Source organism: Planktothrix pseudagardhii, assembly GCF_904830925.1.
GTDB classification, from domain to species: Bacteria; Cyanobacteriota; Cyanobacteriia; order Cyanobacteriales; family Microcoleaceae; genus Planktothrix; species Planktothrix tepida.
In genome coordinates, this window is sequence record NZ_LR882967.1 from 2,560,166 (window position 1) to 2,573,877 (window position 13,712).

General features: G+C 37.6%; 19 protein-coding genes. 11 read left to right on the forward strand and 8 right to left on the reverse strand.

From position 1 onward, the window contains the following. Nucleotides 1-83: 83 nt before the first annotated feature. Entirely contained in the window at nt 84-1,475 is a 1,392-nt protein-coding gene (locus NMK36_RS10775) for an NB-ARC domain-containing protein (protein ID WP_254173696.1), read from the reverse strand. A gap of 200 nt (nt 1,476-1,675) precedes the next feature. Between NMK36_RS10775 and NMK36_RS10780 the strand changes: the two genes are divergently transcribed. After that, nucleotides 1,676-2,626 (forward strand): DUF3825 domain-containing protein, encoded by a 951-nt coding sequence (locus tag NMK36_RS10780; RefSeq protein ID WP_072721971.1) that lies wholly within the window; start codon nt 1,676-1,678, stop codon nt 2,624-2,626. A gap of 246 nt (nt 2,627-2,872) precedes the next feature. Here NMK36_RS10780 and NMK36_RS10785 read toward each other — a convergent pair whose 3' ends face one another. Together NMK36_RS10785 and NMK36_RS10790 are read right to left on the reverse strand one after the other, a co-directional pair. After that, on the reverse strand, nt 2,873-3,286 hold the full coding sequence (locus tag NMK36_RS10785) for a type II toxin-antitoxin system VapC family toxin (protein WP_072721969.1): 414 nt from the start codon (nt 3,284-3,286) through the stop codon (nt 2,873-2,875). Between the two features lie 5 nt (nt 3,287-3,291). Beyond that, entirely contained in the window at nt 3,292-3,561 is a 270-nt protein-coding gene (locus NMK36_RS10790; RefSeq protein WP_072721968.1) for a hypothetical protein, read from the reverse strand. Between the two features lie 112 nt (nt 3,562-3,673). Between NMK36_RS10790 and NMK36_RS10795 the strand changes: the two genes are divergently transcribed. Beyond that, the gene (locus NMK36_RS10795) at nt 3,674-3,856 is read left to right on the forward strand and encodes an antitoxin family protein (RefSeq protein ID WP_072721966.1); all 183 of its coding nucleotides are present in this window, start codon (nt 3,674-3,676) and stop codon (nt 3,854-3,856) included. A 46-nt stretch (nt 3,857-3,902) separates the two neighbouring features. Then, entirely contained in the window at nt 3,903-4,178 is a 276-nt protein-coding gene (locus tag NMK36_RS10800) for a hypothetical protein (protein ID WP_072721964.1), read from the forward strand. On the opposite strand, the gene NMK36_RS10805 is transcribed toward NMK36_RS10800, so the two are convergent. Both NMK36_RS10805 and dapF read right to left on the reverse strand, forming a co-directional pair. Beyond that, complete coding sequence (locus tag NMK36_RS10805; RefSeq protein ID WP_072721963.1) at nt 4,137-5,279, reverse strand: hypothetical protein; 1,143 nt, start codon at nt 5,277-5,279, stop codon at nt 4,137-4,139. The genes NMK36_RS10800 and NMK36_RS10805 overlap by 42 nt on opposite strands. Nucleotides 5,280-5,322: 43 nt before the next feature. Next, on the reverse strand, nt 5,323-6,168 hold the full coding sequence (dapF, locus tag NMK36_RS10810) for a diaminopimelate epimerase (protein WP_254173697.1): 846 nt from the start codon (nt 6,166-6,168) through the stop codon (nt 5,323-5,325). Nucleotides 6,169-6,299: 131 nt separating this feature from the next. Here dapF and NMK36_RS10815 point away from each other — a divergent pair, with 131 nt between their 5' ends. Then, nucleotides 6,300-6,509, forward strand: coding sequence for an Hfq-related RNA-binding protein (locus NMK36_RS10815; RefSeq protein WP_193870976.1), 210 nt, complete (start codon nt 6,300-6,302; stop codon nt 6,507-6,509). A gap of 253 nt (nt 6,510-6,762) precedes the next feature. After that, nucleotides 6,763-8,079, forward strand: a complete 1,317-nt coding sequence (locus tag NMK36_RS10820) for a homoserine dehydrogenase (protein WP_254173698.1) — start codon at nt 6,763-6,765, stop codon at nt 8,077-8,079. A 152-nt stretch (nt 8,080-8,231) separates the two neighbouring features. Here the strand turns inward: NMK36_RS10820 and NMK36_RS10825 are convergent, their stop codons facing one another. After that, the gene (locus NMK36_RS10825) at nt 8,232-8,759 is read right to left on the reverse strand and encodes a helix-turn-helix domain-containing protein (protein WP_367997179.1); all 528 of its coding nucleotides are present in this window, start codon (nt 8,757-8,759) and stop codon (nt 8,232-8,234) included. A gap of 104 nt (nt 8,760-8,863) precedes the next feature. Here NMK36_RS10825 and NMK36_RS10830 point away from each other — a divergent pair, with 104 nt between their 5' ends. From NMK36_RS10830 to NMK36_RS10845, 4 genes are all read left to right on the forward strand, one after another. Further along, nucleotides 8,864-9,058, forward strand: a complete 195-nt coding sequence (locus NMK36_RS10830) for a hypothetical protein (protein ID WP_254173699.1) — start codon at nt 8,864-8,866, stop codon at nt 9,056-9,058. Nucleotides 9,059-9,180: 122 nt separating this feature from the next. Further along, nucleotides 9,181-10,026: a calcium-binding protein gene (locus tag NMK36_RS10835; protein ID WP_254173700.1), complete on the forward strand. Its 846-nt coding sequence runs from the start codon at nt 9,181-9,183 to the stop codon at nt 10,024-10,026. A gap of 64 nt (nt 10,027-10,090) precedes the next feature. Continuing rightward, nucleotides 10,091-10,693: a hypothetical protein gene (locus NMK36_RS10840; protein WP_254173701.1), complete on the forward strand. Its 603-nt coding sequence runs from the start codon at nt 10,091-10,093 to the stop codon at nt 10,691-10,693. A 142-nt stretch (nt 10,694-10,835) separates the two neighbouring features. Beyond that, nucleotides 10,836-11,342 carry a hypothetical protein gene (locus NMK36_RS10845; protein WP_254173702.1) on the forward strand — a complete coding sequence of 169 codons (507 nt, stop codon included), beginning with the start codon at nt 10,836-10,838 and terminating at the stop codon, nt 11,340-11,342. A 449-nt stretch (nt 11,343-11,791) separates the two neighbouring features. Here the strand turns inward: NMK36_RS10845 and NMK36_RS10850 are convergent, their stop codons facing one another. Further along, nucleotides 11,792-12,247, reverse strand: coding sequence for a DUF29 domain-containing protein (locus NMK36_RS10850; RefSeq protein ID WP_254173703.1), 456 nt, complete (start codon nt 12,245-12,247; stop codon nt 11,792-11,794). A gap of 119 nt (nt 12,248-12,366) precedes the next feature. Between NMK36_RS10850 and NMK36_RS10855 the strand changes: the two genes are divergently transcribed. Beyond that, entirely contained in the window at nt 12,367-12,582 is a 216-nt protein-coding gene (locus tag NMK36_RS10855; RefSeq protein WP_190522329.1) for a hypothetical protein, read from the forward strand. Further along, a complete protein-coding gene (locus NMK36_RS10860) occupies nt 12,575-13,003 on the forward strand; it encodes a hypothetical protein (protein WP_254173704.1) in 429 nt (142 codons plus the stop codon). Before NMK36_RS10855 ends, NMK36_RS10860 begins: the two co-directional genes overlap by 8 nt. A 166-nt stretch (nt 13,004-13,169) precedes the next feature. Here the strand turns inward: NMK36_RS10860 and NMK36_RS10865 are convergent, their stop codons facing one another. Further along, entirely contained in the window at nt 13,170-13,628 is a 459-nt protein-coding gene (locus NMK36_RS10865; protein WP_254173705.1) for a DUF29 domain-containing protein, read from the reverse strand. Nucleotides 13,629-13,712 lie beyond the last annotated feature (84 nt).

Here is a 13,712-nt window from a genome sequence, read left to right on the forward strand (position 1 = left end):
TAAAGGAATTAGTGATTGATGTTGTTCAAACCTAAAAGTTCTAGGGTGTTCTATCGCAGCGCACGCACCAAAAGTAAATCTCTTTAACGTTTACTATGACTTGAAGATTGGGTTTTTACATATTCTTTAATCGCAGGTTCAAGACTCCAATAAGATTCTTTATTATTCCTAACTTGTTGAATTAAACTCCGTTTTTTCAAAGATTGAATTGCTCTTAAAAAATCGGTATCCGATGAAAATTCTGTGGGTTGACTCAAAATATTAACTGTTTTATCTTGGTTTGCTAACCACAACATCAGAAGTTGTTCAGATTCGGATAACCGTTGATAATGTTGTTTTATTAAAGGTTCTATATCTCCTAAAAATAGAGTTTTATAGGATAAAAATTGCTCAACACGGTCATTAAATAAATCTTTGATCGTAGAAGCAATAATATTTAACCACAGGGGGTTGCCGCTATAACGTTGAATCAGTTCTGGCCATTTCTGCTGATCTGTGAGTTTTCTATCCGCTAGAAGTTGTGTTGCGGCTTGACCTAAACCTTGGAGTTGTAGGGTTTTACAATAGCGGTTTTCGGTTTCTAAGTTAGCGATTTCAATAGGTTGTTCCCAACTGAGGAGCAGGAGACAACTATTATGGGGAGATCTGCCAATTTCGGTTAACAGTTTACCATAGTCTTGATATTCTGGGAGATAATTTCCCACGAATTCACGGGGAGTTAAGGTGTCTTGAAAGTCGTCGAGAATGATTAAGCAACGGTGCGATCGCAAATCGTCTAGGATGGAATAGCAAGAATCTAAATCGTTGAGAATGGATGGATTTTCGCTCTTGTGAGTTGAGGAGAAAAACTCGATGAGGTTGGTTTTGAGGGCGTTGAGAGTCGGAAATTTGCGATGAGTTCGCCACAGGATGCAATCAAAGTTATCTCTGATTTGTTCTACCAGTTGTCTCGCTAGGGTTGTTTTACCGATACCCGATAATCCGGTAATAGTAACGATACGGCTATTTTCTGTGAGTATCCATTGTTTGAGGGTAGTGAGTTCGTCGGTGCGATTATAGAGGCGATTATCGTATTCTGGGGCTTCGCTGAGGTCGTGGCGGGGTTGAGATTCTTTGTTAAAGGAGTGTGATCGTTCTTTTGTGGTTTTGGGATTATTATATAAATCGCTACAGACATTTATGTTACTACCAATTTGCACCCCATTATTAAAATAAGAAAATACTCTATTTTCCACAAGAGCTCGAACATTCTTTTTTTTTACATCTTCTCCAAACAGATCAGAGAGAAGTTCCCATAATTCTGATGCCATTTTCCTAACATGATCAGGACTACAGTGATAGTTATCAGCGATATCCTTGTATCCTCGAAATTCCCATGTACCCTCCAAAATAGCCCGTTGCAGTGAGTCCAGATGCTTTCCTGTCTTGGCAAAAATCAGATCATCCGTCCACTTCAAGGCTTCTTGAATCTCCATAGCTGTTAAATTGGGTTGTAATTCTGGCTAATCTTAGCTCACATTATCCCACATTTTCCCCTTTTTAAACACAAAATCTCACACTTTCCCATTTTTTTACTTTTAATCCATTGATAAATCCCCCCTAAATCCCACTTTTATGGGGTTGATGTAAAAAATAAAAAAAGCGATACTAAGAAAGTTGTAGCGCACAAATCTGTATGGTTAACAGAAACACAAGAGGAAGAAAACTCGACGAATTTGCTTTTTTTACTGACTCATCGTTTAAGCAGAAGCTATCGATTTTAGCTGAAAAAGCAGAACCAGAAGATTGGGATTATCAATATAGTGATACTGGTTATGGTGACATAGAAACTTTACCCTCAGACAACCAAGACAAACAAGACAAAGAATTCCCCATATTAAAGAATTACTTGCAATATACATTTCAACGACTTGATGAGGAAAATAAAGTAGTTTACGATACACGGGATGAAAATAAAGCCGAGTATGCTTGCTTTAACACAGGTTTAATTTCACGAACATCTGCACAGCCTTTAATTGGATTATTTCACGTCAATGAAAACTATGATAGAAATCCTCAGTCATTTAAAAAATGGCACTTATCTGGTTTTTTTGAGCGAACACATATAAGCTTTACTAAAATCTTTAGAGAAGTTCCTAAAGTAGCAAGATATGTTAACTTTGAAGATGTGAATGATTTTGCCAATTATGTTTATAATCCAGATTTTGAAATTGAAATGCCAGGAGACGAATACTACGAAAAGCATATTTTAGCAGAGAACCTAAGTAGATTTCCTAAAGACTTTCAAAACATAGGAGAAAGGTATATGATTGCCGTATTTAGAGATGCTATTAAAGAGTTAAGAGAATTGGCCGGAAAAAGTAATAGAATAGCATTACCTCAATGGCGGCCTAAACAAAGACAACTACAGATTCTTTTACCACTTAATCTTGAATCTTCTCAGGAACTCAGTAAAGCTAGTGTCGCTATTCCCATTCAAACTCAAGGAAACTTATATGTAGTAAAAACTGTTTTACCAATACACAAGGCTTACAGTAATGCAAGACTCCTATCAAAATTCACAAATAATTGGTTACAACCTACCATTTTCGACAATACGAATTATGGGGACGATTATGATGAATAGAGTTAAAAAAATAAATAATTGCAAATATTGGTAAAGTTTGGGTTGAAATTACTTACCCTGATGCTCAAATCTGGATTGTGCGAATTCCTCGTTCCCAGGATAGCACTATATATTAGGTTGGGTTGAGGCAACAAAACCCAACCTCCACAAAGATTTGCCAATCCAAAAACTCAACGATTCCCTCCGAGATGGGAAAGCGATCGCACTTTTTAATTGAGCAACCCAGTTGATCGCAAAACCTAATAATCAATCTCGCAATAAAGCAATAAAACCGACCTGCTCAAAATGCTTATCATAAGCCAGAGCTTCTGTAATGCCATATTCTTCCATTATTTTAAAAGAAACGCAATCAGTTATACTCCATTCTTTATCTAGCCTTTTTTTGTACAACAATAACCCCTCCTGAAACTGACTACTACTTTGCTGAATTACTGTCACATTAGGATGGTTATAGAGACTTTCAATTAACTCAATCGCAGCCTGACGAAAAAACGCGCCCCTTTTAGAAAAATCATTCAAAACTTCTGCTAAAACCATTTCACTGGTCAAAATATAAAGCAAATCCATTTGCTTAGATAGATCTCGCGCTTTCTGATGTAATTCGTCTTTAGGGTTTAGCAAAGCTACCCAATAACCCGTATCTGCAAAAACTCGTCTCATTCTTCCTAATTTTGATAAAGATCAAAGTTTTTTGACAAATCACTCGGCACTTTTTCCCATTCAGATTCAGGAATATTGGCTCCGATTTCAACAGCAATTTCCCAGATGGGTTTAGCAGTGGCATCATACTGAATATCTGCTGCTTTGTCTCTACCATTAATGGTTTCAGCACCTTGTCGGAGTTGTACCATAATTTGTCCTAATAACCATAGCTTATCTTCTACAGGTAATTGATGGATAAAGTTTTCGAGTTCTAGTAATTGATTGGAAACCATGTTAACTGTTAACCCATTAAATATCTAGTATAATAACCTAATAAAATCTAAACTATAATGAGAATCTAGTGGCCCTGAAATGCTATGACCCTAGATTCAGTTTAGTTTGATTATGCCTAAAGCCTTGAAAGCAATTTATCAGAATGGCACATTTATTCTGAAAAACCCCTGTAACTTGCCTGAAGGGGTTGAAGTTGAGCTTTTTGTGCAGTCACCCCAAGTCATTTCACCCCAGATCACTGACATTGACGCTAGACAGCATTTTCTAAAGCAACTTGTAGAGAGAATGCAATAAAACCCTATTCCTTCTAATTCCCCTCAGTTTACACGGGATATTTTGCATGAACGCTGTTGACACAAATATTTTAATTTATGTCAATGATCCCCGCGATCCTGATAAACAGGCAATTGCGGTTTCTTGTATGAATTTAGAGCTAGAATGGGAGTTTGCGGAAATCTGGGTTGATCCTTGGCTTTCTCCCCCTTATATTTTAATGTTAATTAAAGAACAAGCGAGTTACAGGTCGCTTTTGTCAACCCGAATCATAGAAAAAGCGATCGCACTTTTTAATCCTTCAGGCTTTAATTATCGAAATAACCCAATCAAACGTTTTTAGAACTTCTTGTAATACCGATTGATCTTGGAGGCTAGATAACTGTAGGGTTGGTTCTCGATATTCTGTAGGTTCTAGGGGAAGAGATAAACCAATAGCACTCAATTTATTTCTGAGTTCCAACCATTTTTCCTGTTGATCAAAAGGAGGTTGAGAACCGTATTTATTAGACGAAATTTCCAAACGTCCTGAAATATCAACGGTAAATAATTTTAAAGGTTTTCGACCTTTAGATTGTAATAAAGCGGTAAACCCTCCATAGAGATCTCCTGTTCCCCACTGAATGATAACTTCAGGTTCTTGACGTTTGGCCCAGTTGTGAATTTCTTCAGCCATTTCTGCTTCATCGCCACCCCGACGTACTTGGAATTCTTCAAAAAAGGAAACTTCATCCCAACGACGGCGTTCTCCCATCGCACTCAATTTTTTTTGTTGAGCTTCTGCTGTTTGACCAATTAACCGAGGAACTAAGGTTTTTAAGCCCTCTTGACTGACATATTGTTTGATTTCTAACGCTAAAACTTCCACTAAATCTGTTTGTTTATTCAGAAATTCTACAACCCGTCTTAAGGGATTAGCAATATCATCCGCTACAAACACTAAACGCAGTTTTCCAGCTTGCAAATTCGTTCTGACTTTTTGCCAAAATCCATCTTCATTGAGATCAGAACCGAGAAATTCTTCAAAAACTTGTTCGGGATCTCGACCTTGTTCTCGACAGTTGGCTTCAAATTGAGCAATAATAGATTCTATCGGCCAATATAAAGCTAAATTCGCCGCATAATCTAACATTTGACCGATCATTTTTTGTCGCCCTTCCGCATTGCGACTGCGTTTAACGACAACAATGGTAGGGATAGAATCTTGATCCAAAAATAAGTGATCAACTGACCAGCGACTGCCATCATCTTCCTCAGCAGGAATGGTAATATCTCGTGCAATTAATAACCAGCGTCGAGACGTTACCCGATCAACTTCATCCCCAGCTAAAAGATTAGGATAGGTTTCTAATAATTCTTGTATTTGATCTTCAGAATCATAAGGCTGTTCCATCAGTTCCACCAGCCGATCATCATCCTGAATGAGATAAATCCCTCCACCCATATTATTTACCTTTTTAATTTCTAGGTTCGGTTATTTCTAAGGCTTAATATTCCCCGCTAAACACCCGTTGTGCTGGCCCTGTCATGTACAAATGTTGATCGTGATTTGACCATTCAATGTCAAGACAACCTCCGGGTAACTCCACTGTAACAACAAAATCGCAATTTCCGGTTAAAACTCCAGCCACCACAGATGCACAAGCTCCAGTTCCACAGGCTAGAGTTGCACCCGCGCCACGTTCCCAGACTCGCATTTTAATATAATTTCGGTTCACGACTTGAATAAATTCAGTATTTGTCCGTTCAGGAAAAACAGAATGATGTTCAAATAAAGGGCCGATTTCCCCAAGTTTAATCGCCGAAACATCCTCGACAAAGGTAATACAGTGGGGATTTCCCATACTGACACAGGTAACATTCCAAGACTGTCCCGCCACTTCTAAGGGAATATTAATGACTTTTTCATCAGCAGTGGCTAAGGTGGTAGGAATTTCTTGAGCCAAGAGTCGGGGTAGCCCCATATCCACTTTAACTTGACCATCAAGTTGTAACTGAGGGGTAATCACACCCGCTAAGGTATCGATTTTGTAACTCACGGGGTCGGTGATTTGCTGGCGGTTTTCTAATTCAGCAATAAATTTGGCCAAACAGCGAATCCCATTGCCACACATCTGAGGTTCGGAACCATCAGAGTTAAAAATTCGCATGGTATAGTCAGTGGTGGAGGTTCCAGGTAGGGCAAAGATAACTCCATCGGCCCCAATGCCAAAATTGCGATCGCACAGTTCTACGGCTTGTTCTGGGGTGATCAGGGGTTCTGATTGATGACGATTATCAATCAAGATAAAATCATTACCTAAACCGTGATATTTCGTAAATTGAATCGTCATTGATGCCTCCACTGCTATCCTTAACATTATCCGTTTTAACCTTGGAAGTCGGGTGAGCAACAGATTGGAAATCCGGGATGGCTCACTCTTTCCTATTATGATTTGTAACGCTGACTTTTAAACAACTCCTTATGTCTGAATTCAATACTGATTTACCCAGCATTCGCAAAGTTCAAAGCTATACGAAGGATAAAAACGCCGTCGCAATCAAACTCCTCACCAATGATATTCTCGAAGGAACCATTCTTTGGCAAGACCCAAACTGTCTTTGCTTACAAGATCAAAACAACCAACAAATCCTAATTGGCCGTCATGCGATCGCCTTCATCCGTCCTAAGTAGAGGACAAGGGGATGGGGGACAAGGGGACAAGGGGATGGGGGGATGAGGGGATGAGGGGGGAAGGGGACAAGGGGATGAGGGGACAAGGGGACAAGGGGAGGGGATGAGGGGATGAGGGGATGAGTTGATCGGCTTGTAACTCTTGACTTTTGCACTGATAACTGATAACTGATAACTGACAACTGACAACTGATAACTCCCTGATAATGTCAAAATGGGGAGTGTAGCCTTGCGTTAGGGACAATTTGGAATCGTGGTTTTTAAAATTGGTTTATTAGGACTGGGAACCGTTGGGACGGGAACCGTTGAAATTTTGTTGAACCCAGAAGGTCGTCATCCGTTGTTATCGGAGTTAAGTTTGCATCGGGTGGGGGTGCGATCGCTGTCTAAACCCCGGAGTGTGAATATACCCGAATATTTATTAACAACGGATTTAGAAGAAATTGTCATTGATCCGGCGGTTGATATTGTTGTGGAATTAATTGGCGGTTTGGAACCCGCGCGATCGCTAATTTTACAAGCCATTGAAAATGGTAAACACGTTGTTACTGCCAATAAAGCCGTGATTTCCCGCTATGGTAGTGAAATTTTTGATGCGGCGAACGAAAAAGGCGTGTATGTTCTTTTAGAAGCCGCTGTTGGGGGGGGAATTCCGGTGATTCAACCTTTAAAACAGTCGTTAGGCGCAAATCGAATTCATAAAGTCACGGGAATTATTAATGGTACAACTAACTATATTTTGACCCGGATGAAAAATGAAGGGGCAGATTTTGCTGACGTTTTAGCTGATGCTCAACGCTTAGGCTATGCAGAAGCTGATCCCACCGCCGATATTGATGGGTTGGATGCTGGGGATAAAATTGCAATTCTGGCTTCTTTGGCTTTTGCAGGCCGAATTAAATTAGAACAAGTGTACTGTGAAGGCATTAGAAAAGTTACGGCGACGGATATTACCTATGCGGAAAAATTGGGATTTGTGATTAAGTTACTCGCGATCGCCGCGCGAGATCCCCACGCCACTCCTGAACAGGATTTATTATCTGTTCGAGTTCATCCCACGTTAGTTCCTAAAGTTCATCCGTTAGCGAGTATTAATGATGTTTACAACGCGATTTTAGTCGAAGGTGAACCCATTGGACAGGTGATGTTTTTTGGACGAGGTGCTGGTTCTGGGCCAACGGCCAGTGCTGTCGTTTCCGATATTTTAAATATTGTCGCTGTTCTGCAAATGCAAGAAGCGGAAATCGTGAGTCCTGTTGTTACCCATGAACTGATGAGTTGTACCCATCAACATTATTGTAAAATTGCACCGATGGAGGATTTAATTACCCGGTTTTATGTTCGTTTTCTCACGAAAGATTCGCCGGGGGTGATTGGAAACATCGGAACCTGTTTCGGCAAACATAATGTTAGTTTAGAGTCGATTGTTCAAACCGGATTTCAGGAAAACTTAGCGGAAATTGTAGTCGTGACTCATGATGTTCTGGAGGGGAATTTCCATCAAGCATTAAATGAAATTAAAAGCTTAGATTCAATTGATAGTATTCCGAGTATTTTACGGGTGCTATAGCAGTTTTATTGCTCATTTCCAGAAATCGGGTTTCTGAAATCAAAATCTGGATATCAGTCTTTACAAAAGCTGAGAAACCCGGTTTTTGGATTAAATAGGGCTTGCTGAAAAAGTAACAGAAAAGGAAAAGAATGATTCACTAGCTGAGGAATTTAATTATTATCGGTATAATTATTATCACTATTTTTATCCGTCTGACAATCAGGTATCGAGAGTTCAGGAAGTTCTGATGTGGGGATTGTTAGATGAAACTGAAAAACGATTTGATCTTGTTCAATATTAAAATTAGTGATATTAACAATGCTTTGTTCAGGTAATAAAGTTTTAACAGCAACTTTCTCTAACTTTGATTTATAACCGGATTCATCCAGCCATTCATAAATCTTACGCCAATTTTCTACTTTTTCAGTTTTATCTAACAAATATTTGACATATTTATAAATGGTTGCACATAGATCTGATTCGACACCCCTGGGAATTTTATCTAATTTTTCGGCAATTTCAGAGGGGCTACAGCCGGACAATAACCCTCTTAAATGAGCTTTTTCAATCGGAGTCAGAGGTTTTCCCTTAGCCGATGCTAAGTCAGCATAAAGACTTTCTAAATCCCACTCCTGGGCTGCTTGGCTGAACATTTTGTCCACTTGAGCCATATTTCGGGTATAAAAATTTGCTAACACAATTCTAACATAAATTCTAACGTTAGTCAGTAGATAATTAGATGTTAGTTAATTTATTATCAGTTATAGCAGAGTTTGACAAGCCAGAGAAAGAGAGGAAACCTATGCCAACAGGGAATCTAAGCGATTTTGCGATTAATCAGGAACCACGCTGTCCAGTTGTTTTGTTACTGGATAACTCAGGTTCGATGTCCGGTCAACCCATCGAACAGTTAAATCAAGGGGTTGCCGTGTTTAAGCAATCCGTAGATGAAGATGAACTAACTAAACTTTTTCAGTTTATTAAATTGATCACTTGATTAGGTTTTTTCGGGCTTTACAAATTTTTGCGGATAACCAAATAATAAATTAAAGAATCACAGATTAATCTAAAGATTTGTTTTTAATCTGTCGGTTTGTAACGTTTAAGGATTGAGAACCAATGGGTAACTATATTATTTCCAAGTCAGATTTAGATCAATTCAGTCAATTTTCTGGCAGTATCGATAACGATACTATTAGGACAGAAAATTATGAAGATACAATCTCTTACACAATATTAGGTTTGTCAGGACAAGATTCTATTGTTGGAGCTAAGGGGAAGGACATTTTGTTTGGAATGGAGGGAAATGATACAATAGTAGGTGGTCAAAATAATGATATTTTATATGGTAATGAAGGCAACGATTCATTAGAAGGAAATTTTGACTACGATACAATTTATGGGGGTCAAGGAAACGATATTATTAGTGATTCAGCTTTTCGTGTAATTAATATTGGTCAAGGTAAAGACTTTTTATTCGGTAATTTAGGGGATGATTCAATAATCAGTGTATCCAGTTATTCTGAAGATACTGCTTTATTTGGAGGTCAAGGTAAAGATCTGTTAATTGGTAATGGAGGTGATAATAATATTTCTGGAGATAGGGGTCAAGATATATTAAGAGGTGATTTTGAGGAAAAAGGTGGATCAGATACTTTTATTATCAGTAAAACTGCTGATCTTAATGAAATTCCGACGGGTACTGAAAATGCTGACTTAATTTTAGACTTTATTAATGGTGAGGATAAAATTGGTTTAGTTGCTGTCACCTTTGAACAATTAGTAATTAGCGATATTCAACCGCAACAGATTGATAGTATTTTTGGACAAGGAAGCGTTGAGAAAAACTTTGAAAGTGATATCACTAAGTTTTTGAAGATTGAGTCCGGTGGTGAGTTACTGGCAGTGCTAGGACGGGATCGAGATAACTTTACTTTAACTGCAAATGATTTTGTGATTATTTAGCTTAAGTTTTCTGATTTGATTTTAGAACTATCATTCAGTCCTTTATTTTATTAGTGATCGAACTATGAACGACAAAGAAAAGCAAAACTTGGTTGCTAGTCAAGTTAAATCAACGCTCAATGATGCTATTCAAGGATTAAAAATTTTCTTAGTTAATCCTGTAGGGGGTCTACCTATCTTTTTTCAAGGATTAGGAGAAAAAAGAGCATTAGGAGTTGGAATTACTTTTGGCGTAGCTTACGTTCTTTGTATAATCTTAGCATTTAATAAATTTGAAAGTCAGGGCTGGATTTCTGAAATATCACTTTTCAGCTTAGTTGCTCTGAGCATTACCAGTTTTTTAAGTATTGCAGGGGCAAGTTTTGTAACTCGTAAACTATTTCGAGGTGCTGGGAGTATAAAAGCAGATATATTTATTGCAGGTACAGCTTTAATCCCCATATCTTTATTCATTTTAATTTCTTACTTTTTAGGGCTGGTAAATTTAGAAATTATTGCGGTTTTTTCTGTAATAGCGATAACTTATACAATTTTAATGATTTATACAGGTTGTCATCAAATTTCAAAAATACCTGAAAATGGCTCGGCTTTAGCTGTATCAGTCATGTTAATTATTAGTGGGTGGCTATTTAAAATTTTAGTTTTTTCTAATTTAATCTCTAAATAGACTTAATATTTGAGAAGAAGAAGGGCGGGTTTAGTAAAATCTTTGATGGGTATTCAATATCTGGGTGAACCCGCCCCTACCGAGATTTGGTGGCTTTAACCGGATATCATATCAATATTATCCTTTCTATGAGCAAATTTCAATGCTGAATAATTTTGGTAAATTTTTAATTGTATCAATCATTCCATTGATTGAACTAATTGGCAATTCTACATCAGTCTTGGCACAGTCTACCGCAGTTCCCATGAGGTTACAACATGGCGAAGGAATTTATACAATGACTGTTCCTGACCGAGATACAACTCGTGCTGCTTATGGGGGAAAATTGAGGCTTTATGATGTGCATATCGCTAAAATGTTTGAAGTGACTTATTATGATTGTAATAATCAAGGTAGTTCAAGAACTTGGTTATATTATGCTGGTAATGGTCAAATTAATATGGGGGAATTCTTTATTAGTTGTGACCTAGCAAATCGAATTGTTAACCGTTACGGTTTAGGTCAACCTGAATCAACAGTCATTGAATACTCTCAAGAAGAAGCAGGGCCACCCATTCCTAGAACTCGTTCTATTCAGATTTTAGATATTACAGGTTCAAAAGTAGATTCATGGATTGATTTTGTACAGGGATTTAAGCCTGTTCGTTAGTTATTTGATTGTCCAGAGTATTCCTAAATAATAGTAAAATATTTTATCCTCTGGCCAATCATCCAATTCAGCATGGCTATTTCCTTAATATTACTAATAAAGAGTTGTTAAGTTGTCAGCAACCAAAAGAACAAATCTAATACTATATATTACAGATAATCTCCACTTTAATTAGAAACCCGGTTTCTTAAGTGTTTGCGATCGCCCAGAAATCGGGTTTCTTAACAAATCTTGATAAGATACAATTAACTTTAATTAGAAACCCGGTTTCTTAAGTGTTTGCGATCGCCCAGAAACCGGGTTTCTCAACAAATCTTGATAGGATACAACTAACTTTAGTTAGAAACCCGGTTTCTTAAGTGTTTGCGATCGCCCAGAAACCGGGTTTCTGAACAAATCTTGATAGGATACAACTAACTTTAGTTAGAAACCCGGTTTCTTGAGTTTTTTTAATCCTCTGGCTCATCATCCAATAAAATATATTCATCTTCAAAAACCTCTGACCAAGACAGTGAGGTTAATCGACATTTTTTCCCCATTTCATCCTCAGCATCCTTTACCGCGTTCTCAAAACATTTTTCCCAAATAGACTCAAGAAAATTACGATTCAAACTGGGAATTTCTTCTTGACTTTCTTGAATTTCTCGACGGGCTGAACGAATACTAATTGTCCAACTAGCACTGCGTTTTTCAGGTTGACATTTCCATTTAATAACATGAAGCATTAAACGAATTAACTGACTTTTTACGGCTCTTTTTTCAGTTCTTCCCATTGCTTCAATTAGAGATTCTAAACCTTCTGTTGCTTCCATAGATTTTCCTTCTTTGAGAAGTTTATGGACGTTGACAGCCGTTTGATAATGAGAACACACTGCTAACCAGTCCCAATCTTGTTTAGTCAGCATGGCTATTTCCTTGATATTACCAATATTCATCAATTTATCATACCTAAGCTGACAGGTGATAGCTGTGGGAGAGCAATTTCTGTTATATTTGAAGTGTAGGAGTTTCCAATAGATTAACAATGAACGTAACAGATTTGTTTCCCGCCTTGCGAAACTTACCCCGTATCGACAAATTAAAAGTCATGCAGTTTCTAGTTTTGGAATTAGCAAAAGAAGAAAATCCATCGTTAGAACAAGGTGCAACTTATGAGATTTGGTCACCCCTGAATTCTCATGAAGCTGCCCATCAACTCGCTCAACTTTTAGAAGAAGACAAATTAACAAAAAATGCGTAATGCTCAAAGGTTTCCTTTTGTAGAAGAATCTGATATTTTTGGTATCCCCGATTTTCTCCCTAAATTACCAATAACATTAAGCTATCATAATTCATCAGTAACAGTTTCGGGTTTATTAGATACAGGTGCAAGTGTCAATGTTCTTCCTTACAATGTTGGCATTCAGCTTGGTGGAATTTGGGATGAACAAACAACGTCTGTGATGCTGGGGGGTAATTTAGCACCTGTTGAAGCCAGAGGTTTAATATTATCGGCGGAAATTGGATCATTTCCATCTGTTCGTTTAGTCTTTGCGTGGTGCTTATCAGATGATGTGCCTTTGTTGCTAGGACGTATGAACTTCTTTTTAGAATTTGATGTGTGTTTTTATCGTTCTCAATTAGTCTTTGATGTCTGTCCCAAGTCTGAAAAGAGTGGTTAAGTTGTAAGCAATCAAAATAACAAATATAATGCTATATATTACAGATAATCTCAATTAGAAATCCAGTTTATTGATTGTTTGCGATCGCAGTCCAGAAACCGGGTTTCTTAACAAATCTTGATGGGATACAATTAAATTTAATTAGAAACCCGGTTTCTTGAGATTACTAATCTTCTTGCTCATCATCCGATAAAATATATTCATCTTCAAACACTTCTGACCAACTCAGGGAAGTCAAATGACATTTAACTTTCCTCATTTCAAGTTCTGCTTCTTTGACAGCAGCTTGAAAACATTTATCCCAAATTGATTCAATAAAATCTCGATTTAAGCTGGGTACTTCCTCTTGAATATCTTCGATTTCTCGACGTGACGAAAGAATACTAATTGCCCAACTAGAACTGCGTTTTTGAGGTTGACATTTCCATTTTATCACATGAACCATTAACCGAATTAACTGACTTTTTAAGGCGCGTCTGTCATTTCTTCCCATTGCTTCAATTAGAGATTCTAAACCTTCTTTTGCTTCCATTACTTGATTCTCCTGTAAGAATTGCTGGATCATGACAGCCATTTGATATTCAGATCCAGTTGCTAACCAGTCCCATTCTTGTTTAGTCAGCATGGTTATTTCCTTAATATTACTACTATTCAGAAATTGATGAATCTAATAAAAAACAGGATTTATAGCTATTATCTAGGAAATAAA